This window comes from Corynebacterium sp. CCUG 61414 (genome assembly GCF_024453945.1).
GTDB classification, from domain to species: Bacteria; Actinomycetota; Actinomycetes; order Mycobacteriales; family Mycobacteriaceae; genus Corynebacterium; species Corynebacterium pseudogenitalium.
On sequence record NZ_JAGPYU010000017.1, the window covers coordinates 18,450 to 45,438 of the forward strand.

Genomic DNA, 26,989 nt, shown 5'->3' on the forward strand with positions numbered 1-26,989 from the left:
AGGTGATTAGATGACCAACCCAGAGCCGACCCCCGTTCGAATGTCGTTCCTCGACAGATTCCTACCAGTGTGGATCATCTTGGCGATGGCATTCGGTCTGCTGCTGGGCCGCGCCGTTCCAGGACTCCGCAGCACGCTTGAGCGTTTTGAAGTCGGCGGTATTTCGCTGCCGATCGCGCTGGGCCTTTTGGTGATGATGTACCCGCCGCTGGCCAAAGTCCGCTACGACAAGATCCGCGAGATCGCCACCGACAAACGGCTCATGACCGTCTCCATCATCTTGAACTGGATCGTCGGCCCCGCGTTCATGTTCGCCCTGGCCTGGCTGTTTCTGCCGGACCAGCCAGAGCTACGCACAGGCCTCATCATCGTCGGACTGGCGCGCTGCATCGCCATGGTGCTGGTGTGGTCCGACCTGTCCTGCGCCGACCGGGAAGCCACGGCCGTCCTGGTCGCCATCAACTCAGTATTCCAGGTGCTCATGTTCGGCGTGCTCGGATGGTTCTACCTGCAGATCCTGCCGAGCTGGCTGGGCCTGGAGACCATCTCTGTGGAGTTCTCCTTCTTCTCCATCGTCACCGCAGTACTGGTGTTTCTCGGTATCCCGCTACTTGCCGGAGTGCTCTCCCGCATCATCGGTGAGCGAGTGAAGGGCCGTGCGTGGTACGAAGAGACCTTCCTGCCCGCGGTTTCTCCGCTTGCGCTCGTGGGGTTGCTGTACACGATCGTGCTGCTGTTCTCCCTGCAAGGCGAGCAGATTACATCCCAACCGTGGACCGTTGCCCGAGTCGCCCTGCCACTGCTGGGGTACTTCGTGGGCATGTTCCTGATCGCCCTGGTGGTGTCGAAGGCGTCGGGGATGGGCTACGCCCAATCCGCCTCCGTGTCCTTTACCGCCGCGGGCAACAACTTCGAGTTGGCCATCGCGGTGGCGATCGGCACGTTTGGCGCCACCTCGGCTCAAGCGCTGGCAGGTACGATCGGCCCGCTCATCGAAATCCCCGTCCTCGTCGGACTTGTCTACCTCATGCGCGGCATCGGGCAGAGACTCTTCCCAGGCGATCCCACCCTGCCAGCTGCAAGGAGCCGTTCATGAACCCCAGTGTCTTGTTCGTCTGCGTCAGCAACGGCGGTAAATCACAAATGGCGGCGGCGCTTGCGCGACACTACGCAGGCGACCAGGTCAGCGTCTTCTCCGCTGGCACGAAACCGGGCACGAAGCTGAACCAAGAATCCGTCGCCGCAATTGCAGAACTCGGTGCCGACATGTCGCGCGGCACACCAAAACCCATCGACCCAGAACTGCTGCGCACAGTCGACCGAGTAGTAATAATTGGCGACGCCGCCCAGCTCAACATGCCAGCCGACGCCGCCGGCACCCTGGAACGCTGGCACACCGACGAGCCATCCACCCGTGGCATCGAAGGTATGGAACGGATGCGCCTCGTACGCGACGATATCGACGCCCGCGTGCGCGCCCTCCTGCGCGAGCTGCATCGCACGCTTTGAATCCCACGCTTTGAGCGGTTTGGGGCGCTACGCGCGGGCCCGGCGGGCGAGTGTATTACCTAGCGACTGGATGGCCTGCACCACGATGATCAGGATGATCACGGTGGTGAGCATTGCCACAGAGTCGAACTGCTGGTAGCCGTAGGCAATCGCGAGGTCGCCCACGCCGCCACCGCCAATCGTTCCGGCCATCGCGGTCGCGGAGATGAGACCCACGGTTGCCGTGGTGATTGCGAGGATGATGGAGGATTTCGCCTCCGGGAGGAGGAAGTGCCGGATGGTCTGCCACATGTTCGCACCCATCGATTCGGCAGCCTCGGTGATACCGGGGTTGACCTCGAGCAGGGACTGCTCGATGAGCCTCGCGATGAACGGGGCGATGTACAGGGTGAGTGGCACCAGCGCGGCCGTCGTGCCTATTGAGGTACCCACAATAGAGCGGGTGAACGGCGAAATCGCGACGAGCAAGATGATGAACGGCAGGGAACGGATGATGTTGACCACCACGTTGAGCACCCCGTACACCAGCCGGTTCGGGCGCAGACCGCCCGGGCGGGTGATTACCAGCGCCAGCGCCAGCGGAATGCCAACCAGAGCGCCAATGAACAGCGCGACCCCCACCATGTACACGGTCTCCCCGAAGGAATCGAGGTACATCGACGGAGTCACGCGCGAGCCCGTGAGGTCGCGCCACCAGGAGTTCAGCGGTTCCATTTACGCCTCCACCTCATTCACAGTCACACCTTCCAGGCTCGACAGCCACGCCACCGCGCCGTCCGCCTCGCCGCCATGCAGGCCGACGATGGTGGTGCCCACGGTGGTCTTCGCAAGCTCAGTACTTGACGACGCCAGCAGCCGCGCATCCACACCAAACTTGCCAACGAGCTGCGTGAACACCTCTTGAGCAGCCCCTCCCGTGTGGACGAGCTGCACCGCGCGGTCAAACCTTCCTTCGCGGATGGTCTCGCGCACGTGCTCAGGGACCTCGCGCTGGATGACCGTCTCCACGAACCGCTGCGTCAACGGGTGCTGCGGGTCGGCGAACACCTCGGCGACGGGGCCCGATTCCACAAGGTGGCCTTCGGATAGCACCGCAACTTCATCCGCGAGGCGTGCCACTACGTCCATCTGGTGTGTGATCAGCAAAATGGTCACGCCGAGCTCCGCATTGATCTTTCGGAGTAGCTCCAGGATTTGTGTTGTGGTGAGCGGATCCAGGGCGGACGTGGGCTCGTCGCAAAGCAAAATACTCGGATTGGTCACAAGCGCACGAGCGATGCCGACGCGCTGCCGCTGACCGCCCGAAAGCTGGCGTGGCTTGTGACTTGCGCGGTCGGCCAGCCCCACCATTTCGAGGGCCTCCGCGACACGGCGCTGGATCTCCGCCTTCGGCGTCTTCGATAGCAACAGGGGCGTGGCTACATTCTCCGCAACCGTCTTGGTCTCCAGAAGGTTGTAGTTCTGGAACACCATCGACACCTTGCGCCGCAGGTCACGCAGCTGCTTCGCGTTCAGCTTCGCGGGCTCCTCGCCGAGTACCGACACCGAGCCCGACGTCGGCACCTCCAGCCCATTGACGGTACGAATCAGCGTGGACTTGCCAGCACCAGACGTCCCCACCACGCCGGAAATCCCGCCCGCGGGTACCGCGAACGAGATGTCCTCGAGTGCAGTAAAGCTTGTGTCCCCGGTGTCGAACACCTTGGTCACACCGTCGAATATGACGGCGTTGCCGCTGCCGGTTGCGATGGTCATGCGAGCCTTTCTAGCGCTTTGTCTACTTCAGAGAATCCGGAAGGAACCAGTAGTTGTTCTCGTTGTGCTCGTCGAAGTACTGCTTGAACTCCTCCGAGCGGTACGCGTCCGCGACCGCCTTCGCCCACGGCTGATCCTTCTTGTCCTCGGTGGTCACCGCTACAAGAATCAGCTCCGGACGCAACGTCTCCTGGAACACCTGCAACTTCGGGTCCAACCCGGCGGAATACGACATGGAGCCAGGAATCACCGCCCAGTCAAAGTCCGGCAGCGTGCGCGACAGGTTGCCCGAATCAATGGAGATAATCTCCAGGTTGTGGGGGTTGTCCTTAATATCCGACTCCGCGACCAGCGTCGCATCCGGGTCCTGCAATGTGATCCAGCCAGCATCCACTAGCAGGTGCAGCGCGCGGGACTTGTTCGACCCATCCAGCGGGATGCCAACCTTGTGGCCGTCGGCAACCTCGGTGAGCTGCGTGTACTTATCGGAGTACAAGCCGGCCGGTACCGTCGGCACCTCAGTAATGGAGGCGAGGTTGCCGCCCTTCTCCTCATTAAAGACGTTCAGCCAGGCAGTGTGCTGGTCAACGTTCAAGTCCGCGGACCCCTCGTTGAGCGCAGTATCTGCCTGGGTCAGGTCAGTAAACGACTGGTACTCCACCTCGTAGCCCTGTCCCTCCAAGATGGGGCCGACCGCATCCGTGAACAGCTCCGAATACGGGCCAGGCGAAGTAGCGACGCGGATGGTGTCCAGGTCCCCGTCCGGGGCTGCGGTGGTGTCGGTGGAATCGCCGGAGCAGGCAGTCAGACCCAGGGCGAGGGCGGCTGCCGCGGTGATAGCAGTGAGTTTCTTCAGCACAATGTTTCCTTTCAAGTTGTTTTAAGCTGTACCGAAGAATAAACCACTCGGTTTGTTATTGCAAGACTGGTCGGTCTAGTTGTTGTGGCACGAAGTGGTCGGGGCGGTCTGGTTTGGGCTTGTGCTATGTTGGGGCGGGGTGGTTGGGTGGCGGGGTGGCTGGCGGCTGCGGGTTGGCCAAGCGCCTAAAAGTGAGTAAAAGGATTGTAGTATTCCGCTTTTCGCAAAGAATTTCGAGGATTACTACAATCCACCTACTACAGTTTGGAGTTTTTTTGGGGGGCTCGCGCTGCTGTTTTTGGGTGCGCGGCATGGTGGCGAGTGTGTTCCTAGCGCTGCGGTAAACGTGCAGCTCGCGGGTGGCGTACCCGTTTCTGCAACGATTTCGCACCCGCTTTTGCAACGGTTTTATACCCGCTTTTGCAATTTGCGGACTGTGAGTGGCGGCGCGGACGCGCTTCTTTGTGGAAGCGGCTGGTCTCGACCGTAAGGAAGGGGGTGAGATGAATGCCTCAAGCTGATTCCGGTAACCAGCCGGACAAGCGAAAGGCCCGGAAAGCGATGAAGGAGATCACAATCCGAGCCTTAGGCGGGCTGCTAGCCAGACTGCTTGCGGATCTGATCCGCAAGTTAACCGACTGGCCAGATAGCTAGTCTCGCCGAACCCTTGCGTTGGTTAACCGGCCTCGCAGGGGTTCAACCGTTTTTGCCGACATGAGTGGAGGTCATGTCGTGGCTAAGTCTAACTGAATATCAGACACGCACAAGGCCTGGCGCTCTATCCCCGCAACTTGCTGATTAGCGCCATCACACCCGAGACCCCCGCCGTCAGCATTCCAACCAATGTTGCCAGAGCGAGCATCCCGGCGATGAAGGACTCGGCCTCCGGGTCGAACGTTTCCATGCACAGCCCGAAGAGCATAAACGACACCACGGTGATGATCACCGACCGCTTGAATACCTTCCCGGACTTGGAGCGTCGTTTCGGGGCGGTAGCAGGCGTGACTAGTGCGGGATCGTATGGCGTCGATTGGGCGGGGACCGGTGCGTGCAGCGGGGCATACGCTGCGGCAAGTAGCTCCTCAGGTGTCAGTTCATTGGTGGCAGGCCGCGGCTTGGTGGCTGCAGGGCGTGGCTCCGGGGCAGGCTGCGCAGGCAGCGCAGCGAGTTCCGGAGCGACCTCCTCAACAAGCGCCGCCTCCACCTCAGCCGGCTCCTCGACGCCGTCGACGGCGAGGTCCACCACCATCTCCACGAGCTGGCTGCACCGCTTCGGGCCGACGCCGTGCAGGTCAAGCAGGTCGTCGGCGCTGGCGGTGAGCATCTCCGGGTGCTCAAGGCTCCACATGGCGAGGTAACGGTCGATGCCGCGCCCGGTCGCCTCGGGGACGTGGTGGGGTTTGAGGTTGTCGGCGATCTCGTGCAGCGGGCGGTCCGGGTGCTGCTCGATCCATGCGGCGGCGATGCGCGCACTCGACGAGCCAACAGCGTGCGACTGCTCGGGGGTCAGCCAAGAGAACTGCTCCGGGGCTGAAACAGGCGCAGCGGCATTAGAGGCAACAACCGGTGCGTCCTCGGTCGAGTCCTCCATGGCCTTCAGCAGCTGGGCGAAGTGGGTCTCGCCGATGATCGGCACGTTGTTCTCGCGCGCTTGCTTCGCTTTCCCGCTCATCGAGTCCGGGTTCGCCGCGACAAGGACGGCGCACGTGCGGGTCACGCCACCGACGTCGAGGCCGGCGGCGGCGCGGTCGGTCCATACAACGCGTGGGATGTCGAGGGCCCCGGTGAACGCGACGCGGTCGCCAGGACGCAGGGCGAAGGTGCTGGGGGTGGGGCCGGAGGTGGGCTCGTCGAGAAGCGAGCGCACGAGCTGCGCATCGACGTTGAGCGCCTCGGCGATGTCGAGCAGCGTGGCGCGCTCCTCGTCGGTGATGACGCCATCGGCCCAGGCTTCGACGGCGAGCTGGCGCGTGAACTCCTCGTTGATGGCGTCGACGTCGTCGGCGCTGAGGCCCGCGGCGATGGCGGTGGATTCGAGGCGGCGCATTTCGGTGCGGGAGATGGCGCGGTCCACAAGTGCGCAGGTCAGCTCGGCGCGGTAGTCGGCTTCGTTCTTGGTGGTGGCCGTCGGCAAGGTGCGCGAAAGCTGTCCCGCCCAGGAGGGCTCGCCGCCGCGGGGGAGGCACGGTGCCTCGGCTGCGGGGGAGGTGAACGTCGCCGACGGATACTTCTCGACGTCCACTCCGTTGCCCACGCACAAGTAACGGAGGAGCTCGGCGGTCGCCTCGGCGTCCGCGAGCGCCGAGTGTGCAAACCGGTTCCGAATCCTCGCGATATCCAGCGCTTCACTTAACTTGCCCACGCCCATGTACTGCTTCGTCAACCGCATCGTGTCCAGCCACTCGCACAAGCCGTCCTCCGCGCCGGCGCGCGCGAACTCGTTGGTCAGGAAGCGGTGCTCAAACGACGCATTGTGCGCCACCAGCGTGCGGCCATTGAGCAGCGAGCCCAGGTACGGAGCGACGTCGCAAAATAATGGTGCATCCACCACATCGGTCGCCGTGATCTTATGGATGTAACTATTCGGAATGTCGCGCTCCGGCTGGATCAGGGTCTCCCACGTGCGCTCTACCGTGAAATCGGGGCGCAGCAGCACCACGCCGATCTCCACAATGCGGTCCTGGTTGCTCAGCCCTGTCGTCTCCAAATCGACGACCGCAAACCCATTCCGGCCCATTCCTGCTCCTTTGTCCATCCGTGTTGGGGGCGTCATTCAATATAAGGCACGCCTCCGACACCGCGGGGCGGAGTCGGTCGGATGTTCGATGGAACCGGCGGGGGAGTTGTGGCGTCTAACTACAAGTAAGAGCAATGGTCTGTCAATTGGTGCTTGACAAAAATATGCAATGGGGGATTGAAATGTGAAGAGGTATGCGGTAATAAAGAAGTTGCGTAATGAAGCGCGGCGTCAGGGGCTTGAATTTGAAGCGATCGCGCTTACTAAACACGATGCATATCGAGTCGGAAATACGACGAGAACGCTTGGTAGGCATCGGGAAATCGATGATTTGGCGGCACGTAAGTTTTTTGACCAGTTTCAGGCAGAGTTAGGAAAAGGGTGGTGGAGATGAGGTCGTTTACTGTCACTGCGGAGCGCGGTGCGAGCGGAGCATGGGTCTTAGAGTGTGAAGAGCTCGGAGTTGTTTCTCAGACTCGTCGTCTCGATAGGGCAAAAGGCGAGGTGATTGAGGCTCTTGCGTTCCAGTCGGGACTCGCTCCATCCGATTTTGAAGTTGAGGTGGTCCCGATTCTGCCGGGCGAGGTTGAGGCGCTTCGGAAGCGCGCAGAAGAGCTTGGTAGCAAGGCGCGAGAAGCAACCGAAAGAGCTGCGGCTGCCAAGACTGAACTCGCCCAGAAGATGAAGGCGGAAGGCTTCACTCTTCGCGAGATGGGAGAGGTGCTTGGGGTCTCCCACCAGCGAGCGGCAGACTTAGTCGGTTAAGAGAGCAGAAGTGTGCCCTAGATACGAGCTACGCGCGTAACGCCCGCCACCGTCTGTGCCGATTACATGGGCATGAAGAAGATCATCGCATCGGCCGTCGCTGCGGCGACCGCCTTCACCGCCCTCGCCACGACCCCGGCCCACGCCGCCCACCTCGCCCGCACTGACAGCGGCCAGTGCCGCGTCGTCCTCAACGACGCCGAGCGCGGCCCTGCCTGGCAGGCCGAACGCATCGCAAAAACGCTCACGCACGGCATGTACGCCACCGCCGTCGCCGAAGCATTCGAGGCAACCTTCGAGGGGCTCAAACCACTTGGCGACGCCCACCTCGACCAACCAGCCATCATCTCCTACCAGCAACTCCGCCTGGAAGGGCAGGAGCCCGGCGAGCGTCCCGACTACGACGCCGCCCGCGCCGCCGCTAAGGAAAAACTGGCCAAGCTAGGCCTGGTTTCCACCGACGCCGACTTCTACCTGGACATGAAGCAGGGCGCCCAGATTCCGCTTTCACCAGCGGGCAAGGCGCTGCAGGGCTCGGCGCGCTGGTACATCGGTATCGACGGATCCGTGCCGGAGGTGACCAGCCTCGGGGCGAACTACGTGTTTGGCCGCACCGGCGACAACACTGCTCGGTTCCTGAATCACGTCCCCGACTGGAAGCGCACGGCGTTCGCGTCGAACATGTCCGGCACCTACTTTGCCAAGGCTGCCGACTCGCTCGAGTCCCGGTACTACTACCTGCTTAAGCAGGCGCAACAGTGCAGCGACAACCCACCGCTTATCTTCAGCACCCAAAACGCGGACCTGCCAGCACCGCCGGTACTGAAGAACACCCTGCCGGGCCAACCAGCGGATCCCTCCGCGCCGGAAACGCCAACCCCGGAGCAGCCCACGCCGAAGCCGGAGCAGCCGCAGAACTTTGACGCCAAGCTCGGCCAGATCATCGGCATCATCGCTGCGGTACTGGCAGCGCTGGGCGGGTTGTTCGCGCTGCTCAAGAACGCCGGCATCAATGTGCCGGAGCTTCCGAAGATTCCCGGGCTGAACAAGTAGATCTCCTCCCCTGGGAGGAGGCGCGTGTTCGGTGTTGCCGATAGGCTTACGGCCATGCGCTACAAACCGGGTGACCTTGTGCTCGCGGTCGCTGTTGCCATCTTGGCGGCGGTGTACACCGCGAGTGCGTTTACCCAACCCACGCATGCGGCCAGTTGGGGCCAGGCCGTGCTGTCGTGGGGCTTCGTCGCGGTGTGCGTGGTGCTCACGAGCAAACCCAAGTTCTCCTCGATTGCGCTTATCGCGCTGAATGTTGCCTGGTCTGTGATGTGGCTGGCCGCGCCGGTCAACCTTGGCTTTTCGCCGTGGGTGTTGGCGGTCCCGGTGGCGACCTTTATTGCCGGGCTGTTTACAGGGAAGCGCTTCGCGCTAGTTGTTCTCGCTGCCGCGTGCGGGTGGGCACTGCTGTCGCCGTTCATGTGGACGTGGGACGACAACTTTGTGTTGTTCTACCGGCACGGGGTCGATCTCGGGATCACGCTTGCGCTGCACTGGGGTGCGAGTGCGGTGGGGTATCTCCTTGGGGCGAATGTGGCAGCTGAGGATGAGGTGCGTCGTCGAGAAGCACACGCGAAAGAGCAACGTCTCGCAGCGGCGCGCGAGGAGGAACGCCGCGCCATTGCCCGCGATATTCACGACCTTCTCGGCCACTCGCTGACCCTGATCAAAGCGCAGGCCAATGCAGGGTTGGCGGCCGGACAGGAGCGGGAGGCGCTGCAGCAGATCAACGAGGCCGCCGGGCAGTCGTTGTCGGAGATTCGCCTGCTTGTGCGCGGCCTGCGTGAGAGCGATCATGCGTTTTCGCCGGCGGCGGGGATCCCTGACCTGCCGTCGTTGGTGCAGCGCTACCGCGACGCCGGTCTGGAAGTGTCGCTGGAAGCACCAGCAGTGGATGTCTCCCCGGTGACCTCGCTTGCTATTTATCGCATCGTGGCGGAGGCGCTGGCGAACGCGGCACGCCACCAAGTCGATCCCGCTGTGATGGTTCGGATCGCACCGGGCGAGACCGTAGTGGTAGAAGTCGTTTCTACCGGCCAGATTCGACCCCAACCAGGCACTGGTGTTGGGCTGGAGGGGCTGCGCGAACGCGCGGCAAGCGCCGGTGGCACGCTGAAGACATGGCAGTCAGGGGAGACATTTACCGTGTGGGCGGAGTTGGCAGCATGATCCGCCTGCTCCTTGCCGACGACCAACCGCTCCTCCTCAGCGCCCTCCGCACCATCTTGGACGCCCAGGACGACATCACCGTCGTCGCCACCGCCGCCGACGGCGCCGAGGCCGTGGAGCAAACCCGCGCCCACCGCATCGACGTGGCGGTGCTGGACATCCGCATGCCAGTACTCGACGGCATCACCGCCGCCCGCACCATCATGGAAATGGGCCCACGCGTGATCATGCTGACCACCTTCGACGACGACACCTTGATCCATGCGGCTATCGACGCCGGCGTGCACGGCTTTCTTCTCAAAGACGCCGAACCCGACGTCCTGGCCAACGCCGTGCGCGCTGTCGCCCGCGGCGAATCGGTTCTGGCCCCCGGGGTCACAGGCCGCGTGATGGAATGGGTCCGCGACGGTGCGGGCACCCAAGAATCCGCCGCCGCGCTGGAGGCGCTGACGCAACGCGAACGCGACGTGCTCGCAGAAATTGGCCGCGGCGCCACGAACGCTGAAATCGCCGCCACACTGTTTATTGCAGAGACCACGGTGAAAACGCACGTCTCTAATCTGCTTGCCAAACTTGGCGCGCGCGACAGGGTGGCGCTTGCCTTGATCTCCCAGCGCGCCGGGATCTCCTCCTAGAGGAGGAGGCGGTGTGGTCCCGCCGGCCGATGTGGTGGCCTTGCTCAGCGACGACCATGAATGCCATGACTGATACGCAACTTGCTTGTCGCGGCGTGGCCGTGTCCTTCGGGGACCACCACGTACTTCGCGACGTGTCGTTGACCACCACTCCGGGCCGAGTCCACGCACTGTTGGGCCCTAACGGCGCGGGTAAATCGACGCTGATGTCGGTGCTGCTCGGCCTGATCGAACCCGATGTCGGCGAGGTAACACTGATGGGGCAGCCGTTTGACCGCTCGGCACTGCGCCATGTCGGCGCCTCCATCAACGACCCCGCCTTTTACAACCACCTCAGCGCCCGCAACAACCTCCGCGTCCACACCACGCTGCTGGGCCTTCCCGACAGCGAAGCCGACCGGGTCCTCGAACTGGTTGGCCTCCAAACCGCGGGCAAGAAGAAAGCCGGCAGTTTCTCCACCGGCATGAAAGGCCGCCTCGCTCTCGCTCAGGCGCTGCTCGGCGAGCCAGAGGTGCTTATTCTCGACGAACCACAAAACGGCCTCGACCCCGAAGGCATCGCCCACCTACGCGACTACCTTCGCGAATACGCGCGAGCTGGGCGCACCGTCCTGGTCAGTTCCCACCAACTCGGCGAAGTACTCCACATGGCCGACGACGCCACCGTGATCGCAGGCGGCGGCGTCCGCTTCGCAGGCGAGCTCGCGGAACTGGGCCCCAACCTAGAAGAGTCATTCTTCCGGCTCACGTCAGGTGATGACCGATGACCCTCCTACACGCCGAATGGATCCGTGCGCGCGGCTCCATGCTGTGGTGGCTCGCCGGAGCAGGCCTGCTGGTTGGCGTGCTGCTGACGTTGTTCGCCCTGGCCGGAAACGTCGAAACCGCGTCGAACCTGCTCTACCCGCAAGGACTGTTGGTCACCGGCATGGCTGCTCCCGCCGCCGCGCTGTTCGCCGGTTTGGCCGAAACCCGCGAACGTGACGCCCGTGGCGGCGGCACATTGTGGCGGCCGGTCCCACCTATGCGCACTCGCGCTGCCCGTATCGTCGTGGTGTGGCTGGCGCTGGCCGCGTTCGTCGCCTTCGACTTTGTCGTGCCGTTTGCCGCCGGCCTCGTATTCAACCTGGACAACACGGCCTCGATCGCACTCGTAGGTCTTTTTGCGTGGCTGGGCATGCTCGGACCGGCAGGTCTCGCCGCCGCCTCCACGCGACGCATCGGGATCCTGCAAACCATCATCCTCGGCTTCGCATTCACCATCGGCCTCGGCTACTTCGCCGAGCGCGACTGGTGGAGGATGAACCCCGGCGCCTGGCCAGCCCGGCTGGCGCTGCCGACCATGGGCCTGCACTTCAACCTGCTACCCCTCGACGCCACCGACCCGATGGCGGGGGAATCTCCCATTCCAGCCCTCATCCTCACCCTGGTGTTGGCGGCAGTTGGCTTTGTAGTGGCCGCCCTCGTACCACCGCGCACCCGACCCATCTTCCGACGCAGCAGGATTCACCGCGTCACCGCACCGATGGCCGCAGGCCCGGCGACGCCGCGCCCCGAAACCACCGGATACGTGGCTGCGGTGAAGGGGGTTGCGATGGCGGCGAGGGTGTCGTCGATAAGCGTGTTGCTCCTGCTCACCGCTCTGGTACTGCTGTTCTCTCTGGCATACCCGGTGGACGTGCGCGAGGCGCTGTTCACCTACGCCATCCTGCCGGTCGGCGCCGGGGTGCTTCCGACGCTGGTGTGGCCGAAACTGCGGCCCGCCTGGGCGCTCATGCAGGTCGAACACCCACGCGTCCGCGCCGCATTGGCCACGTGGTGCGTTGGAGTCGTCGCCCTCGTGTGCGCGTTCGGAGCGGCCGTGGTTGGCGACGCACGCTTCGGACTCCTCGCGTTTCTCGCAGGCAGCGTATTGACGCTCACCGCACTTGCCATCACCGTCCGCTTCGGCGTGGCGTGGACGCTGGCCACGACGATCCTGGTCACAATCGTCTCCGCCACGATCGGCGGGGATGTCCTCGCGCAATCTGCGTTATGGATCCTCGCCGTCCCCGCATGGCCAGCTACGGCCACCGGTGCACGAGTGTGGGTTGCGGCTGCGGTGGGGCTGGTGCTGCTGGCAGTCGTTGTCGCGGCGCTGATGCGGGTACTGCGCGGCATGCGCCCAGTGCGACGCTAACCCGCCGGGGTGAGGCGTCCGTCCGCCGTGTAGCGACCATCGGGGGAGTTGTAGAAGGCGTGGGCGTGGTTGTCGTCGATAAGCAAATGCCACGTGCCACCGTCATCGCAGGTGCCCTCGGTGATCGTCTCGCGGGACCCATCCTCGGTCTTGGTCAGGTGGCCTGCGCAGCCGAGGTCCGGGTACGTCACCGCGATACCGTCCGCGGTTGGCTCGAACCGGACACGGAACTGCTGACCCTGTAGGTGCTCGACCTCGGATACCTGCCCCATCGTTCCCTCCAACGGACCCGTGAGTTCTGGCGGCTTGATCGTGTCCAGCGCCGCCGGATCCGTCGACGGGTGCCAAGTGATCCGTGTGACATCGCTGAGCGGATTGCCGACGACCGTCTCCTCCGGACCCCACACCTTCTCCAAACGCTGACCCCGCAGCTCGAAGTGCGTCACGTGCAAGAGAGGGCCTTCGGCTTCGTACTGGTCCAAGCCCGGCTGCGTGCCGTTGGTGAACACAGTCGGGTACGGGTCGTCCGCGTCGATGAGGTAGTCCTTCGTCCAGCTCAGCGTGCCGTCCTGGGCCCGCAACACGCGAATTGGAGAAGGGCCGTCAGCACCAGCGCGCAGCAGCAGTTCCGGCTCAAGATCGCCGTTGATATCTAAGACGTCGTAGGCGAACGTGCCGTCCAAGCCGTCGAGATCTGCGAAGAACCGCGCCGGGTCCGCGATGGCGTCGGCGTACAGATCACGGGTGGAGGGCACCGGTGCTTCAGTCGCGGGCGTGCCCAGTGTTGTTTCCGGCACGGGCGCTTCCGGCACAGGCGCCGTGCCGCAGGAAGCCAGCAGGAGAGTGGCGGTGATGAGAGGCAGATAGCGCTTCATGGCACCACGCTACAGAAAACTAGAAACCCGAAGAAAGTTCCCAACCTATTCGTGATCGCCGGAACCATTTTCGTGGACAGCCGTTGTGACCTAGGGAAATGTAACCGTTGGTCGACCGGAACCGGCCCCAAACGCAAAATAGTTCCCCGGCGGCGGGAACTATTTCAAAGGGGCACGAAGGGGAGAAAACCGCTAGGTCACATACCTACCTAGTAGTAGAACGGGAAGTCGTCCCAACGGGGCTCGCGTTTTTCCAGGAAGGAGTCGCGGCCTTCGACGGCCTCGTCGGTCATGTAGGCGAGGCGGGTTGCTTCACCGGCAAAGACTTGTTGGCCCATGAGGCCGTCGTCGACAAGGTTGAAGGCGAATTTGAGCATGCGCTGTGCGGTGGGGGACTTGCCGTTGATTTCGCGGGCGACCTGGATGGCCTCCTCTTCCAAGGAAGCGTGCGGGGCGACGATGTTGACGGCGCCCATGCGCTGCATCTCCTCGGCAGAGTAGGTGCGGCCGAGGAAGAAGATCTCGCGGGCGAACTTTTGACCCACCATCTTGGCCAGGTAGGCGGAGCCGTAGCCGGCGTCGAAGGAGCCGACGTCGGCGTCGGTTTGTTTGAACCTGGCCTCCTCCTTCGAGGCGATGGTCAGGTCGCACACGACGTGGAGTGAGTGGCCGCCGCCGGCTGCCCAGCCGCTCACCACCGCGATGACCACCTTGGGCATGGTGCGGATGAGGCGCTGGACCTCAAGGATGTGCAGGCGTCCGCCCTCGGCCTTGACGCGCGCTTCATCGACGGTGTCGGCGGTGTCGCCGCCCGCGTACTGGTAGCCGGAGCGGCCACGGATGCGCTGGTCGCCGCCGGAGCAGAACGCCCAGCCGCCGTCCTTCTCGGAAGGCCCGTTGCCGGTCAGCAACACCACGCCCACAGAAGGGTCGCGCCTGGCGTGGTCGAGTGCCCGGTAGAGTTCGTCGACGGTGTGGGGGCGGAACGCGTTGCGTACTTCGGGGCGGTCGAAGGCGATGCGGACGATGCCGTCGGCGCGTGTGGTTCCTACGTGTCGGTGGTAGGTGATGTCGGTGAAGTCAAAACCTTCGACCTCGCGCCATTGGGTTGGGTCGAATGGTTGCGCAGTGGAATAGCTCATGGCTTTGTAGTCTACGGTGCCGACGGCAGCTCGGGGCACCCCCACAGGGAGGCAACCACTGTATAAGGCATTGCTTACCTAATGGGCTCGGAGTTAAATCAAACGTATGAGTCTGATAACGAAAACTGCCGAGGGCACCCTTGCCCGCATCCCCGTCGGCGACAGCGCCGTTATCGCGGCGCTTGACACTACCCCTACCGTCGCGCGTCGCCTGCAGGAGCTTGGTCTTCGCCCAGGCCAGCGCGTCAGCATTATGCAGTCCACGGCTGGTGGTGGCCGCGTGATCAAGGTAGCGACCTCCCGCTACGCCCTCAGCGCTGACGCGCTGCGTGGCATCAAGGTGAGCGTGGCATAGCCATGGCCGATTTCACCCAGGTTCCGTCGTGTTGCGGGCCGCACGCAGATACCGCCGTCAAGGGCGAGCCCACCATCGCGCTGATCGGAGCTCCGAACGCCGGCAAGTCCACCTTGTTTAATGCGCTGACTGGCGCGAACGTGAAGATGGGCAACTGGCCTGGCACCTCCGTGGAGATTTCTCGCGGCGTGTGGGCGGGTTCCTATAACGTGATTGATTTTCCTGGCGCCTACTCGCTGGATCCGCAGAGCCCTGACGAGGAGCTCACTCGCGAGCTGCTGCTGGAGCGTTGCCCGGCGGAGCGTCCGGATGCGGTGGTGGTCGTCGTTGATGCGGCGAACCTTGCGCGTGGTTTGTATATGGTGGCGCAGCTCGCGGAGACGCCGTACCGCATCGTGGTTGCGTTGACCAAGATGGATGTGGCCCGCGCGGAGGGCATTGCGGTGGATGCGGCGGCGCTGCAGAACGCGCTTGGGTTGCCCGTGGTCGCGGTCGATCCGCGTAAGAGGGATGTGCGCGGTCTGCGCGAAGTTATCGACGCCCAGCTCGCCGAACCAGCGGTCACCCTGCGCCCAGTGGCTACCACTGACGACTTCGAGCTTGCCGACGCCCGCTTCGCCTGGGTCGACGCCGCCGTCGAACGCGCTGCGACCGACACCGGTCACCAGCAGACTTTCACCGAGCGCCTGGATCGCTTCGCGTTGCACCCGGTGATCGGCCCGCTGATGTTCCTGGTGGCGATGTGGATGGTCTTCGAGATCACCACCACGGTGGCCAAGCCGTTGCAGGATGGCCTGGAGGGCTTCTTCGGCGGCCCGGTTTCTGATGCGGCGCTTGCGGTGCTGCCGGAGATCGGCTGGTTGCGCGGCCTGGTTGTTGACGGCTTGATTAACGGCGTCGGCATGGTGCTCACGTTCGCGCCGCTGATGGCGCTGATGTTCCTGTGCCTCGCCGTGCTTGAGGACTCTGGCTATATGGCGCGCGCGGCCGTCGTCGCGGACCGTGTGATGCGCGCGATGGGCTTGCCGGGTAAGGCGTTCATCCCGCTCATTGTTGGTTTCGGCTGTAACGTGCCGGCGATTTCGGCGACGCGCGTGATGGGGGATCCGCGCCACCGCCTGATGACGGCCCTCTTGGTGCCGTTCGCGTCCTGCAGTGCGCGCCTGACGGTGTACGTCATGCTGGCTGCGACGTTCTTCCCGGATCACGCGGGCACCGTCGTCTTCGCGATGTACGTCATTTCTATCCTGCTTGTCGTGCTGACGGGCTTCGCGTTGCGCAAGGTGTTGTGGTCCACGATGGGCACCGAGCCATTGGTCATTGACCTGCCGGTGTACCAGCTGCCGGGCGCGCGCCTGGCGCTGTCGGTGATGTGGGCGCGCTTGCGTGGCTTCCTTGAGACTGCCGGCAAGATCATCGTCGCGACTGTCGTCGTGGTGTGGGCGCTGCAGTCCACCCCGGTGACCTCCGAAGCGCAGTTCGGCGAAGTGGCCCCGCAGGAGTCGGTGTACGGCACTGTCTCTGACGCGATCGCGCCCGTCTTCGCGCCCGCCGGTTTCGACTCCTGGTCCCTGGCTGGCCCGCTGATTACCGGCTTCGTGGCCAAGGAGGCCGTCATCTCGAGCTGGGCGCAGACCTATGCGCTGGAGGAGCCCGAGGAAGGCGACGGCAACTCGCCGCTGAGCCAGGCAATCCGCGAGGACTTTAACCAGGCCTCGGGCGGGCACGCAACGGCCGCGGTGTGGGCGTACATGCTCTTCCTGCTGGCCTACACGCCGTGCGTGGCCACGCTTGCGGCGCAGCGTCGGGAGATCGGCCTGAAGTGGACGCTGTTCGGCGTCGCACTGCAGATGGTGATGGCGTGGGGCCTGGCCGTCGGCGCGTTCCAGCTGTTGAAGGTGTTCTTCTGATGAGCGGCGGACCGATGTCGGCGGTGCTCGGCGCACTGCGCGAGGGCTGCGTGAGCCGCGAGGAAATCGCGCGCCGCACCAACCTGTCACCCATGACTATCGACGCCGTCATGGCCCACCTCGAGGCCACCGGCGAAGTGCAGCGCCGCGCCCTCAACGATTCATGCGCGGGCGGCTGCGGCGGCTGCCCGTCTCGCGGGGCGTGCACGTCGGGCCCTGTCGCGTTGGTGCTCGGTCGGCGCTAGCCTGGCCATATGCCTTCTTTATTGCCTTCCGTTGACGAGATCCTTGAGCGCTCCAACGTTGTAGCCCTGCCCATGGCAGTGAAGTTCCGTGGGATCACCACCCGCGAGGCCCTGCTTATCGACGGCCCCTCCGGCTGGGGCGAGTTTTCTCCCTTTGTGGAGTACGGCCCTGAGGAGTCCGCGCAGTGGCTGCGCTCCGGTTTGGAGGCCGCGTTCGATGGTCTGCCGGAGGCTTCCGGCCCGGTGCCGGTGAACGGCACGGTGCCCGCGGTGGACGCCGCCCAGGTGGAGGAGGTGTTGGAGCGTTTCCCGGGGATCGGGACGTTCAAGATTAAGGTGGCCGAGGCTGGCCAGACGCTCGCCGACGATGTTGCGCGCGTCGAGCGGGTGCGCGAGCTGCGTCCCGACGCGACCCTGCGCGTGGACGCGAACCGGGGGTGGAGCGTCGAGGAGGCGGTGCGCGCCGCCGACGCGTTGGGGGAGCTGGAGTACATCGAGCAGCCCTGCGGGAGCGCGGAGGAGCTCGCGGAGGTGCGTGCGCGGGTGCGTACGCCGATCGCGGCGGACGAATCGATACGCCGGGCCGCTGACCCGCTGCGTGTCGCCGAGCTGGGTGCGGCGGATGTTGCCGTGTTGAAGGTTGCGCCGCTCGGGGGAGTGCGCCGCCTGCTGGCGCTGAAGCGGGACCTGGGGATGGATGTGACGGTGGCCAGCGCCCTGGACACCGCGGTGGGGATGTACGCGGGGCTGGTAGCGGCGCGGTGCGCGGATTCGCGTGCAGCGGGATTGGCTACGCAGCGGCTGTTCGTAGAGGACGTCGCGAAGCCGCGGCCGCTTGTAGACGGCTGCCTCGAAGCCACCCCTGTTACCCCCGATCCGGCGCGTCTGCACGAGTTGCGGGCTCCCGCGGAACGTCGCGACTGGTGGTTTCAGCGCGTTCGGGACTGCATGGACACCATGCGGGGGTAAAAACGTGCCCGGGCGGGGGTGGAAATGTTTGATTAATCTGTGCATTCTTGCGACATTTGATGTGTGAGGGCGTAACGTCTCCCACGCGAGGGTGTGAAAGATCACCTTTTTAGCTGTTGTGTGAATCCTGTTCGAAAGGATCGAAAATGTCGACTCCCGTGATGCACGAATCGTCCGCGCTCTCCGACGGCGAGCTTGCCAAGTCGCCCGAACCGGGTGAGTGGCGCCGCCAACTCATCGGCCTGATCGCAGGTGTGCTGCTTGCGCTGCTGGTGTACTACATCTTCCCGGGCAGCGCTGCCGAAACAGTGCAACAGTCCTCGGGCGCCGACCCTGAAACGACCTACGATGCCGACGTAATGCGCGTCGTCGCCGCGACCACGGTGCTCATGGCGGCGTGGTGGATGACGGAGGCGATCCCGCTGGCGGCAACCGCCTTGCTACCGATAGCGATCTTCCCGGTGATGGGCGTGGCAAAGTTCAGCGCGGTCTCCGGGCCGTACGCGTCGTCCACGATTTTCCTCTTCATGGGTGGCTTCCTGATGGCCCTCGGGTTGCAGCGTTGGAATCTGCACCGCAGGCTCGCGCTGGTGGTCGTGCGCATTGTGGGTACCAGCCCGAAGCGCATCATCTTGGGCTTCATGCTGGCCACTGGCTTCATGTCCATGTGGGTGTCCAACACCGCAACCGCGGTGGTCATGCTCCCGATTGGTGTTTCTGTGCTGACCCTGACCGCTGACTCCGTGGGTGGCATGCAGAACCAGAAGAAGTTCGCTACCTCGCTCATGCTGGCAATCGCGTACTCCGCCTCCACCGGTTCGCTCGGCACCCTGATTGGTACACCACCGAACGCGCTGCTGGCCGGCTACATGAAGGAAGCACACGACATCACGATCGGCTTCGGCCAGTGGATGCTCGTCGGTATGCCGATGGCGATCCTGCTGACCGTGATCGCCTGGTTTGTCCTGATTAACGTGTTCAAGCCTGAGATCGACCGGATCCCTGGTGGCAAGGAGCTTATCGATGCCGAGTACCGCAAGCTGGGCGCATGGACCTTCCCGCAGGTGGCCGTCGGCATCATCTTCCTGATCGCGGCACTCGCCTGGATCTTCATTCCGCTTGGCATCAAGCAGTTCGGTTGGGAGTTCCCGTACAACGACGCCATCGTCGGCATCATTGCCGGCCTGCTGATGTTCATCGTGCCGGGCACGAAGCAGGGCAAGCGCCTGATGGACTGGGAGACCGCGAACGAGATGCCGTGGGACGTCCTGCTGCTGTTCGGTGGTGGCCTGTCCCTGTCCGCGATGTTCACCTCCACCGGCCTGTCCCTCTGGATCGGTGAAGCCGCAAAGGGCCTCGCCGTGCTGCCGACGATCCTGCTCATCATGGCTGTCGCTGCACTGGTGCTGGGCCTGACCGAGCTGACCTCGAACACGGCGACCGCCGCCACCTTCCTCCCGATCATGGGCGGTGTCGCGGTTGGTATCGGCCTGACCGAGGCGACCGAGATGAATATCCTGCTGCTGGCCATCCCGGTGGCGCTGTCCGCAACCTGTGCGTTCATGCTCCCGGTGGCAACGCCGCCGAACGCGATCGCGTACTCCTCCGGCTACGTCACTATGGGCGAGATGCTCAAGGGTGGCCTGTGGCTGAACATCATCTCCCTCGGCCTGATCACCGTGGTGACCTACTTCCTGGCGGTGCCGGTGTTTGGTTTGGTGCTCTAGCGGTACGCTAGCAGCATGGATAACCAGCAACGTCCAAAGCAATACTTCCCGGACCCGGAGCACCAAACGCAGTACTACGAGCCGGAAGCCTATTACGAACCCCAGTCCTATTACGAGCCGGAGCCGCAGCGCTCCAACGGGCTCGCAATCGGGCTGGGGATTGCCCTTGCTATCGCACTGTGCGCCGGCACGGTGCTGTTCTTCCTGTGGCGCAGCGCCGCAGCCGAGGCGGACAAGCCGCCGGTGACCTCCACGGTGACCGAGACTGCCGTGTCCACGGAGACGGTCACGGAGACCACGACGAAGCGGCCGAAGTTGCTGCCGGACCGGGGGCGCGGGGAGAGCGGGGAGACCGTGGCACCGACCGAGCCAGCCGTCGAGGTGCCGACCGAGCTTCGCGGCCTTTTCGACGACATCGTCTCCGGTGCAGAGAGCGCCCTGCAAGGCCAGTAAGGTAGGTGGCCATGAACTCGATGGATATTGCCCGCCAGGTCGCCGAGTCGCTCTCGCAGCACGTTACCGACGTGGTGATGTGCCCAGGTTCGCGCAACTCGCCGTTGGCGTACGCGCTGCTCGCACGCAGGGACATCACCGTCCACATGCGTATCGACGAACGCTCCGCCTCCTTCACCGCCCTCGGCCTGGCGCGCGTGCAGCGCCGCCACGTCGGCGTAGTGATGACGTCCGGCACCGCGGTTGCCAACACGCTTCCCGCCATGGTGGAGGCGCACATGGCGCACGTGCCGCTGGCCGTGATCAGCGCCGACCGCCCCGAGTGGATGGTCGGCACTGGGGCCTCCCAGACGATTTGGCAGCAGGGCATCTTCGGCCACTACGCCAAGACCCAGCAGGTCACCAGTGCGGAGGAGGCCCGCGCGCTGGACTTCGGCGCAGCCCAGGTGCACGTCAACGTGGCCCTGGACACCCCGCTGGTGCCCGACGCCCTGCCGGAGCCGGTGGGGAAGTCGCGCCGGGTTGGTCCGGGTCGCCTGGCCACGAAGCCCGCGTGGAGTGACCACGGCGCCGTCGACGTCGACTTGACGAAGGACACGCTGGTCATCGCAGGCGACGAGGCCTGGGACGTTCCCGGACTGGAGCACGTGCCCACCATCGCCGAGCCCACCGCGCCAACGCCGTTCCACCAGGTGCACCCGCTGGCCGCGCGATTCTTCGCGCAGAGCGAGGTCTCGATTAGCCACGACGGCGGCGATTTCGCAGCGTCGACGAAGCCGGAGCAGGTCATCGTGGTGGGACACCCAACCCTGCACCGCGACGTGATGGCGTTGCTCGCCGACCCGGACATCACCGTGATCGGCATTTCGCGCACGGAGACGTTCACGGGCAACCCGCAGCTGCGCGGTTCGCGAGTCAACGCGACCGGCCAGCCGCGCCAGCAGTGGATCACCATCTGCGAGGCCGCGGGCGGCGTCGGCGCGAACACGGTGCGCGACGCCCTCGCCGACGCCGACTACGGGTTTACCGGCATGCACGTCGCCGCCGCCGTGTGCGACACCCTCGGGGTCGGGGACACGCTGGTGTTGGGGGCCTCCAACACGGTCCGGGACGCCTCCTTCGTCGGCATGCCGTTCGACGGCGTGCCGACCTTCTCCCCGCGCGGCGCCGCGGGCATCGACGGCACGGTCTCCCAGGCAATCGGCATTGCCCTTGCCACGCAGCGTCTGCACCCGGACGAGATCCGCGCCCCGCGCACCGTCGCGCTCATGGGGGACCTCACCTTCCTCCACGACGCCGGCGGGCTGCTCATCGGCCCCGACGAACCCCACCCCGGCAACCTCACCATCGTGGTGGCCAACGACGACGGCGGCGGCATCTTCGAGACGCTCGAGGTCGGGGCGCAGTCCGTCCGGGACGGCTTTGAGAGGGCGTTCGGTACGAGGCACGGGGTGGACGTCGAAAAGCTGGCGGAGGCCTACGGAGCCGACTACCGCCGTGCCGAAACCCTCGCCGAGCTGCACGAGGTGCTCCTCGAGCTGGAGGCGCAGCCCAACCCGATCACCGTTGTGGAAGCGCGCACCACACGGGCCACCCGGCGAGCGCTCGCGCAGCGGCTGCAGAAGTGATCCGCTGGAAGCGACGCGCCCAGCAGCTCGTGCTGGCGCTGTATACGTGCGCGATGCTCGGCAGCCTCGCGATGGTCGCAGGGCCGGCCATCAACGACTGGCGCATCGCCCGCGACCCCGGCCGCGGCCTCGCCACTGTGACTGGCGTGAGCAAGATCCGCACCGCCGTGGAGTACCAGGATGACCGCGGGCGCACCCACTCGCCGGCGACCGGTCTGCTGTACCCAACCGGGCTCAGCGAAGGCCAACAGGTGTGGGTGACGTACTCGCGCACCGACCCCGACCTGGTCAAAGTTGAGGGCCGCGGTTGGATGCTGTCGCTGATCCCTGCGCTGTCCGTCGCCGTGGTGGCAACGCTTGTGGCTGCCGCGGCCTGGAAGGGCGTGGGGCGCTTCGTGCGCGAGGACAGCGAGGGGGCGGCGTAGCGGATGCGCGTGGCCATCGTTGCAGAGTCCTTCCTGCCGAACGTCAACGGGGTGACCAATTCCGTGCTGCGCGTGCTCGACCACCTTCGCGAGTACGGCCACGACGCCCTCGTGATCGCCCCCGGGGCGCGTGAACACCAGGAGGAAATCCCCGACTACCGGGGCTTCCGCGTGGTGCGCGTGCCCACCGTGCGCGTGCCGATGGTCAACTCGCTGCCCATCGGGGTCCCCACCAGTGCCGTGCGTGCCGCGCTCACTTCCTTTCAGCCGGATGTGGTGCACCTGGCCAGCCCGTTCGTGCTCGGGGCGGCCGGCGCGTTCGCCGCGCGCCAGCTGAAGGTACCCGCGGTAGCGCTCTACCAAACCGATGTGGCCGGGTTCGCCACGAAGTACCACCTCCCGGCGCTGGCGAAGCTTTCGTGGGACTGGACGCGGCGCCTCCACAACGCCTGCCAGCTCACGCTCGCGCCGTCGTCGGCAGCGGTGGAGCAGCTGCGCAGGCACGGCATCGAGCGCGTCCACACGTGGGGCCGAGGTGTCGACGCCACCCTCTACCACCCCCGCCGCCGCAGCGAGGAGCTGCGCCGCACTTGGGACCCGAGCGGGCGCAAACGCATCGTCGGGTTCGTCGGCCGCCTCGCCGCCGAGAAGAGCGTGCACCGCCTCGCACCACTCTGTGGCCGCGAGGACCTGCAAGTGGTGATCGTCGGCGGCGGCCCCGAGGCCGACGAGCTGCGCGCCGTATTGCCGGGCACGGTGTTCTGCGGCCCGCTCACCGGCGAGGAGCTCGCCCGCGCCTACGCCAGCTTCGACGTCTTCGTACACCCCGGCGAGTTTGAAACCTTCTGCCAAACCATCCAAGAAGCTCAGGCCAGCGGCGTGCCCACCATCGCGCCGCGCGCCGGCGGGCCCATCGACCTCATCGCCGAGGGCACCAACGGCCTCCTTCTCGACGTCCCCACGTTCACCACCGAACTCCCGCACGCCGTCGCGTGGTGTCTCGACGAGACCAGGTGGCAGGACCTTCGGGTCGCGGCCCGCGAGTCCACTTACGGCAAAACGTGGGAGGCGCTGTGCCAGCAACTCGTCGAGTATTACGAACAGGCACAGCGCGCGCTACAGTAGAGCGTTATGGCCAAGGCAGATCTGGAGAAGAAGCCCTTCGACGTAGCGGGCATGTTTGACGGCGTCGGCGAGAAGTACGACATCACCAACACCGTGTTGTCCTTCGGGCTGGACAAGTACTGGCGCAGGCGCGCCCGCGAGCGCCTCAACCTGAAGCCGGGGGAGAAGGTGCTCGACCTCGCCGCAGGCACCGCCGTGTCCACCGTGGAGTTGGCGAAGTCCGGCGCGTGGGTCGTCGCCTGCGACTTCTCCCAGGGAATGCTGGCCGCCGGCCGCGACCGCGACGTGCCCAAGGTCGTCGGCGACGCGATGCACCTGCCGTTCGCCGACAACACCTTCGACGCCGTGACCATCTCCTACGGCCTGCGCAACGTCTACGACTTCGAGGCGGGCCTGCGCGAAATGGCGCGCGTGACCAAGCCCGGCGGGCGCCTTCTGGTCAACGAATTTTCGACGCCCATCGTCCCCGGCTTCCGCACCCTGTACAAGCAGTACCTGCCGGTGGCGCTGCCGCTGCTGGCGAAGGTGTTCTCCTCCAACGCGGAGGCCTACGAGTACCTCGCCGAGTCCATCCGGGCGTGGCCGCACCAAGAAGAGCTGGCCGCCGCCATCAACCACAACGGGTGGGCAGGCGCCGGCTGGCAGGACCTCTCGCTCGGCATTGTGGCGCTGCACAGCGCCGTGAAACCTACAACGTAGCGTCCCATAGCGGCGCGTTCACCGGCACCGCGCGTCCGGCCGCGCGCCACGCACGCGAAATCAGGTCTGTGTCTTCTTCGGTGACCAGGTTGCCCATCAGGCGTGCCGCCGCCGGCATCAGGTGGCGTCCTGCCACCCCGCGCAGCGCCAGCGGGCCCGCCACCGGCAAGAACTGTGGGTAGGTAAGCAGGCGGGCCGCGGTGCGCGCCAACGCGAACGCCGGGCCGTAGGCCTCCCGCAGGATGAGCGGCCACGCCAGCGTGCAGTCCTTGCCCTCCTGCAGCAGTTCCACCGCCATGACGGCAGTCTCCATGCCGTAGTCGATGCCCTCGCCGTTGAGCGGGTTCACGCACGCCGCCGCATCCCCGATGAGCACCCAGTTCGGACCCGCCACGTTCGAGACTGCCCCGCCCATCGGGAGCAGGGCGCTGGTGACCTGCTGCGGCTCGCCCAAGGCCCAGGTGTCACGCTGCTGGTCCGCGTACTGGTGGAGCAGCTTCTTCGTGTTCACGCGCGCCGGGCGGGCATCCGTGGACAGGGCGCCGCAGCCGAGGTTCACCGTGCCGTCGCCGAGCGGAAAGATCCAGCCGTAGCCGGGCTGGATGGTGCCGGTGTCGTCGCGAAGCTCCACGTGCGAGTGCATCCACGGCTCCCCGGACAGGGGGGAGGTGCAGTAGGAACGCGCCGCGATACCGAAGACCTCGCCCTTGTGCCACGTACGGCCCAACAGCTTGCCGAACGTCGAACGAACCCCATCCGCCACGATCACCCAGCGGGTGCGCACCTCGCCGCGCGCGGTGTGCACGGACTCGATCAGGCCGTCCGCTCCGAACGCCACGTCCGTTGCTGGGCAGTCCTGCCACACAGTGGCACCCGCGGCCTCGGCCTCCGCGACCAGCGCGGCATCGAAGGTTGCGCGCGGGCTCGCGGAGCCCTCCGTGCCGTAGACGCCGTCCGGCCACGGAGCCGTCACGTCACCCCCGTACCCGTGCAGTCGAAGGCCCTTGTTGCGGTAGGCGGGCAGCACGTGGTCCAGGCCCAGGCGGCGCAGCGTATGTACCGCGCGTGGGGTCAGGCCGTCGCCGCAGGTTTTGTCGCGGCCAGGCGAAGCGGCGTCGAGAAGCAGAGTAGAAAACCCAGCTCTCTGGGCGGCAATGGCCGCCGTGGCCCCCGACGGGCCCGCGCCCACAACTACGCAATCAACAAACTCAGTCACGAGTCCACATTGTGCCAGATAGCGCAGACACACCCCATTACTGCAAAAAATGGAGGGTGTGGACTACGGTTAGTGATGTTAACCGCGCGCAGCACATGCCCCGGGCATGGCGCAATGAGTACTTTAACCTGCAAGGACATCATCGATGACCAACGGCATAACACCGTCACCACGCCATGGATTTCGCATGGACCTAGGCGACGACGCCCTCACCGAGCGTGTTACGAAGGGCATGGGCGACGTTGAAACGCTGCTCAGGGAACGCCTCCAACAAGGTGAAGCGTTCATTACCGACAAAGTGATGCACCTAGCAGTCGCTGGCGGCAAACGCTTCCGTCCCCTCGTGGCGCTGCTCTGCAGCGAGTTCGGCCCCAACCCGGGCGCCACCAACGTCATCAAAGGAGCCACCACCACCGAGATGGTGCACCTGGCCACCCTCTACCACGACGACGTCATGGACGAAGCCGAGAAGCGCCGCGGCGTCGACTCCGCCAACATGCGGTGGAACAACACCGTCGCCATCCTTGCCGGCGATATCCTGTTCGCACACGCCTCCCGCCTCATGAGCGAAATCGATACCGACACCGTCGCCCACTTCGCCGACACCTTCCAGGGCCTGGTCACCGGCCAAATGCGCGAGACCGTCGGCGCCCAGGGGGAGGACCCAGTCGATCACTACCTCAAAGTTATCGACGGCAAAACCGCCGTCCTCATCGCGTCCGCGGCTTACCTCGGCTCGCTGCACTCCGGGGCGTCGCGCGACATCGTCGAGAGCTGCTCCCGAATGGGCAGCGCCATCGGCATGATCTTCCAGATCGTCGACGACATCATCGACATCTACTCCGACAGCGCCCAGTCCGGGAAAACCCCAGGCACCGACCTTCGCGAAGGCGTGTTTACCCTGCCCGTGCTGTACGCGCTCGAAGAGGACTCTCCCGCGGCAGAGGAGCTTCGTAGCCTCCTCACCGGCCCACTCGAAAACGACGCCGACGTCGAACGGGCCATCACTCTGCTCGGCCAGACACAAGGGCGCCAACGCTCCCTCGCCACCGTGCGCGAGTACCTCGACATCGTCGAGCGCGAACTCGACTTCCTTCCCGACGGCCCCGCAAACCAAGCACTGCGGCAGGTCTCCGTGTACGCTATCGAACGCGTCGGATAGCGGTGGGATATGCCCTCTGTGCACGCGATTTGCCTTATCGCGGGTGCGTTGATGTAAAGTAGTCCACGCACTTACGGTGCATGCCAGGTTGTCCGAGTGGCCAAAGGAAGCGGACTGTAAATCCGCCGGCGTACGCCTTCAGAAGTTCGAATCTTCTACCTGGCACCGCAAGCCCGTCTCTCACAGAACGTGAGGGGCGGGCATTTTTCATGTTGTGGTCCTGCGTTATAACGTGTACGAAGAAGGCGTCGAAAAGCTATTGCGGGTTAAGCGACAAAATGTGTGCTTTTCTCGGCGTGTCGACTTAAGTGACAAATTGTGTGGGTTAAGCGACAAAATGTGTGTCTGCTATCGGCGTGTCGCGGGGTTAGATGTGGCCTTTTTGGATGCCGATTGAGT

The 26,989-nt window shown here is 64.9% G+C and carries 25 protein-coding genes, 1 tRNA gene and 1 pseudogene; 20 read left to right on the forward strand and 7 right to left on the reverse strand.

The window, feature by feature from the left end:
- Positions 1–10: 10 nt before the first annotated feature.
- Entirely contained in the window at positions 11–1,096 is a 1,086-nt protein-coding gene (arsB, locus tag KBX14_RS09980; protein ID WP_256042456.1) for an ACR3 family arsenite efflux transporter, read from the forward strand.
- Positions 1,093–1,509, forward strand: coding sequence for a low molecular weight phosphatase family protein (locus KBX14_RS09985; RefSeq protein ID WP_070477457.1), 417 nt, complete (start codon positions 1,093–1,095; stop codon positions 1,507–1,509). The genes arsB and KBX14_RS09985 overlap by 4 nt, the downstream gene beginning before the upstream one ends.
- Before the next feature lie 27 nt (positions 1,510–1,536).
- On the opposite strand, the gene KBX14_RS09990 is transcribed toward KBX14_RS09985, so the two are convergent.
- The 4 genes from KBX14_RS09990 to KBX14_RS10005 form a co-directional block, all read right to left on the reverse strand.
- Positions 1,537–2,223: a methionine ABC transporter permease gene (locus KBX14_RS09990; protein ID WP_070975750.1), complete on the reverse strand. Its 687-nt coding sequence runs from the start codon at positions 2,221–2,223 to the stop codon at positions 1,537–1,539.
- Positions 2,224–3,264: a methionine ABC transporter ATP-binding protein gene (locus KBX14_RS09995; RefSeq protein ID WP_256042457.1), complete on the reverse strand. Its 1,041-nt coding sequence runs from the start codon at positions 3,262–3,264 to the stop codon at positions 2,224–2,226.
- 22 nt (positions 3,265–3,286) lie between these two features.
- Positions 3,287–4,123: a MetQ/NlpA family ABC transporter substrate-binding protein gene (locus KBX14_RS10000; RefSeq protein ID WP_070975754.1), complete on the reverse strand. Its 837-nt coding sequence runs from the start codon at positions 4,121–4,123 to the stop codon at positions 3,287–3,289.
- Between the two features lie 778 nt (positions 4,124–4,901).
- A complete protein-coding gene (locus KBX14_RS10005; RefSeq protein ID WP_256042458.1) occupies positions 4,902–6,860 on the reverse strand; it encodes an exonuclease domain-containing protein in 1,959 nt (652 codons plus the stop codon).
- Positions 6,861–7,250: 390 nt separating this feature from the next.
- Here KBX14_RS10005 and KBX14_RS10010 point away from each other — a divergent pair, with 390 nt between their 5' ends.
- The 6 genes from KBX14_RS10010 to KBX14_RS10035 all read left to right on the forward strand — a co-directional run bounded on the left by KBX14_RS10010 (position 7,251) and on the right by KBX14_RS10035 (position 12,659).
- The gene (locus KBX14_RS10010; RefSeq protein ID WP_071572876.1) at positions 7,251–7,625 is read left to right on the forward strand and encodes a hypothetical protein; all 375 of its coding nucleotides are present in this window, start codon (positions 7,251–7,253) and stop codon (positions 7,623–7,625) included.
- 72 nt (positions 7,626–7,697) lie between these two features.
- Entirely contained in the window at positions 7,698–8,678 is a 981-nt protein-coding gene (locus KBX14_RS10015; RefSeq protein ID WP_256042459.1) for a hypothetical protein, read from the forward strand.
- Between the two features lie 54 nt (positions 8,679–8,732).
- Positions 8,733–9,845, forward strand: coding sequence for a sensor histidine kinase (locus tag KBX14_RS10020; protein WP_143110524.1), 1,113 nt, complete (start codon positions 8,733–8,735; stop codon positions 9,843–9,845).
- A complete protein-coding gene (locus tag KBX14_RS10025; protein WP_252931024.1) occupies positions 9,842–10,480 on the forward strand; it encodes a response regulator transcription factor in 639 nt (212 codons plus the stop codon). Before KBX14_RS10020 ends, KBX14_RS10025 begins: the two co-directional genes overlap by 4 nt.
- 65 nt (positions 10,481–10,545) lie before the next feature.
- Entirely contained in the window at positions 10,546–11,247 is a 702-nt protein-coding gene (locus KBX14_RS10030) for an ATP-binding cassette domain-containing protein (RefSeq protein ID WP_252931002.1), read from the forward strand.
- Entirely contained in the window at positions 11,244–12,659 is a 1,416-nt protein-coding gene (locus KBX14_RS10035; protein ID WP_256042460.1) for a hypothetical protein, read from the forward strand. Before KBX14_RS10030 ends, KBX14_RS10035 begins: the two co-directional genes overlap by 4 nt.
- On the opposite strand, the gene KBX14_RS10040 is transcribed toward KBX14_RS10035, so the two are convergent.
- Positions 12,656–13,534: a hypothetical protein gene (locus KBX14_RS10040; protein ID WP_256042461.1), complete on the reverse strand. Its 879-nt coding sequence runs from the start codon at positions 13,532–13,534 to the stop codon at positions 12,656–12,658. The genes KBX14_RS10035 and KBX14_RS10040 overlap by 4 nt on opposite strands.
- Positions 13,535–13,743: 209 nt before the next feature.
- Positions 13,744–14,676, reverse strand: coding sequence for a 1,4-dihydroxy-2-naphthoyl-CoA synthase (locus KBX14_RS10045; protein ID WP_256006121.1), 933 nt, complete (start codon positions 14,674–14,676; stop codon positions 13,744–13,746).
- A gap of 106 nt (positions 14,677–14,782) precedes the next feature.
- Between KBX14_RS10045 and KBX14_RS10050 the strand changes: the two genes are divergently transcribed.
- From KBX14_RS10050 to KBX14_RS10095, 10 genes and pseudogenes are all read left to right on the forward strand, one after another.
- Entirely contained in the window at positions 14,783–15,031 is a 249-nt protein-coding gene (locus KBX14_RS10050; protein ID WP_083290805.1) for a FeoA family protein, read from the forward strand.
- A gap of 2 nt (positions 15,032–15,033) precedes the next feature.
- Entirely contained in the window at positions 15,034–16,941 is a 1,908-nt protein-coding gene (gene feoB, locus KBX14_RS10055; protein ID WP_256042462.1) for a ferrous iron transport protein B, read from the forward strand.
- Positions 16,854–17,186 carry a FeoC-like transcriptional regulator gene (locus KBX14_RS10060; protein WP_143110523.1) on the forward strand — a complete coding sequence of 111 codons (333 nt, stop codon included), beginning with the start codon at positions 16,854–16,856 and terminating at the stop codon, positions 17,184–17,186. Before feoB ends, KBX14_RS10060 begins: the two co-directional genes overlap by 88 nt.
- 9 nt (positions 17,187–17,195) lie before the next feature.
- Entirely contained in the window at positions 17,196–18,155 is a 960-nt protein-coding gene (locus KBX14_RS10065) for an o-succinylbenzoate synthase (RefSeq protein ID WP_256042463.1), read from the forward strand.
- A 146-nt stretch (positions 18,156–18,301) separates the two neighbouring features.
- Positions 18,302–19,882 carry a DASS family sodium-coupled anion symporter gene (locus tag KBX14_RS10070; RefSeq protein ID WP_070477487.1) on the forward strand — a complete coding sequence of 527 codons (1,581 nt, stop codon included), beginning with the start codon at positions 18,302–18,304 and terminating at the stop codon, positions 19,880–19,882.
- A 15-nt stretch (positions 19,883–19,897) separates the two neighbouring features.
- Positions 19,898–20,335 carry a hypothetical protein gene (locus KBX14_RS10075; protein WP_070477489.1) on the forward strand — a complete coding sequence of 146 codons (438 nt, stop codon included), beginning with the start codon at positions 19,898–19,900 and terminating at the stop codon, positions 20,333–20,335.
- Positions 20,336–20,346: 11 nt separating this feature from the next.
- Entirely contained in the window at positions 20,347–21,963 is a 1,617-nt protein-coding gene (menD, locus tag KBX14_RS10080) for a 2-succinyl-5-enolpyruvyl-6-hydroxy-3-cyclohexene-1-carboxylic-acid synthase (RefSeq protein WP_256042464.1), read from the forward strand.
- Positions 21,963–22,388 carry a DUF3592 domain-containing protein gene (locus tag KBX14_RS10085; RefSeq protein ID WP_370687097.1) on the forward strand — a complete coding sequence of 142 codons (426 nt, stop codon included), beginning with the start codon at positions 21,963–21,965 and terminating at the stop codon, positions 22,386–22,388. Before menD ends, KBX14_RS10085 begins: the two co-directional genes overlap by 1 nt.
- 3 nt (positions 22,389–22,391) lie before the next feature.
- Positions 22,392–23,492, forward strand: a pseudogene (locus KBX14_RS10090) (glycosyltransferase family 4 protein); the annotation flags it as partial.
- Between the two features lie 27 nt (positions 23,493–23,519).
- The gene (locus KBX14_RS10095; protein ID WP_070363148.1) at positions 23,520–24,212 is read left to right on the forward strand and encodes a demethylmenaquinone methyltransferase; all 693 of its coding nucleotides are present in this window, start codon (positions 23,520–23,522) and stop codon (positions 24,210–24,212) included.
- Here KBX14_RS10095 and KBX14_RS10100 read toward each other — a convergent pair.
- Positions 24,202–25,428, reverse strand: coding sequence for a geranylgeranyl reductase family protein (locus KBX14_RS10100; RefSeq protein WP_256042466.1), 1,227 nt, complete (start codon positions 25,426–25,428; stop codon positions 24,202–24,204). The genes KBX14_RS10095 and KBX14_RS10100 overlap by 11 nt on opposite strands.
- 145 nt (positions 25,429–25,573) lie before the next feature.
- On the opposite strand from KBX14_RS10100, the gene KBX14_RS10105 reads away from it, so the two are divergent.
- On the forward strand, positions 25,574–26,590 hold the full coding sequence (locus tag KBX14_RS10105; RefSeq protein ID WP_256042467.1) for a polyprenyl synthetase family protein: 1,017 nt from the start codon (positions 25,574–25,576) through the stop codon (positions 26,588–26,590).
- Between the two features lie 82 nt (positions 26,591–26,672).
- Positions 26,673–26,755, forward strand: a tRNA-Tyr gene (locus KBX14_RS10110).
- The last annotated feature ends 234 nt before the right edge of the window (positions 26,756–26,989 follow it).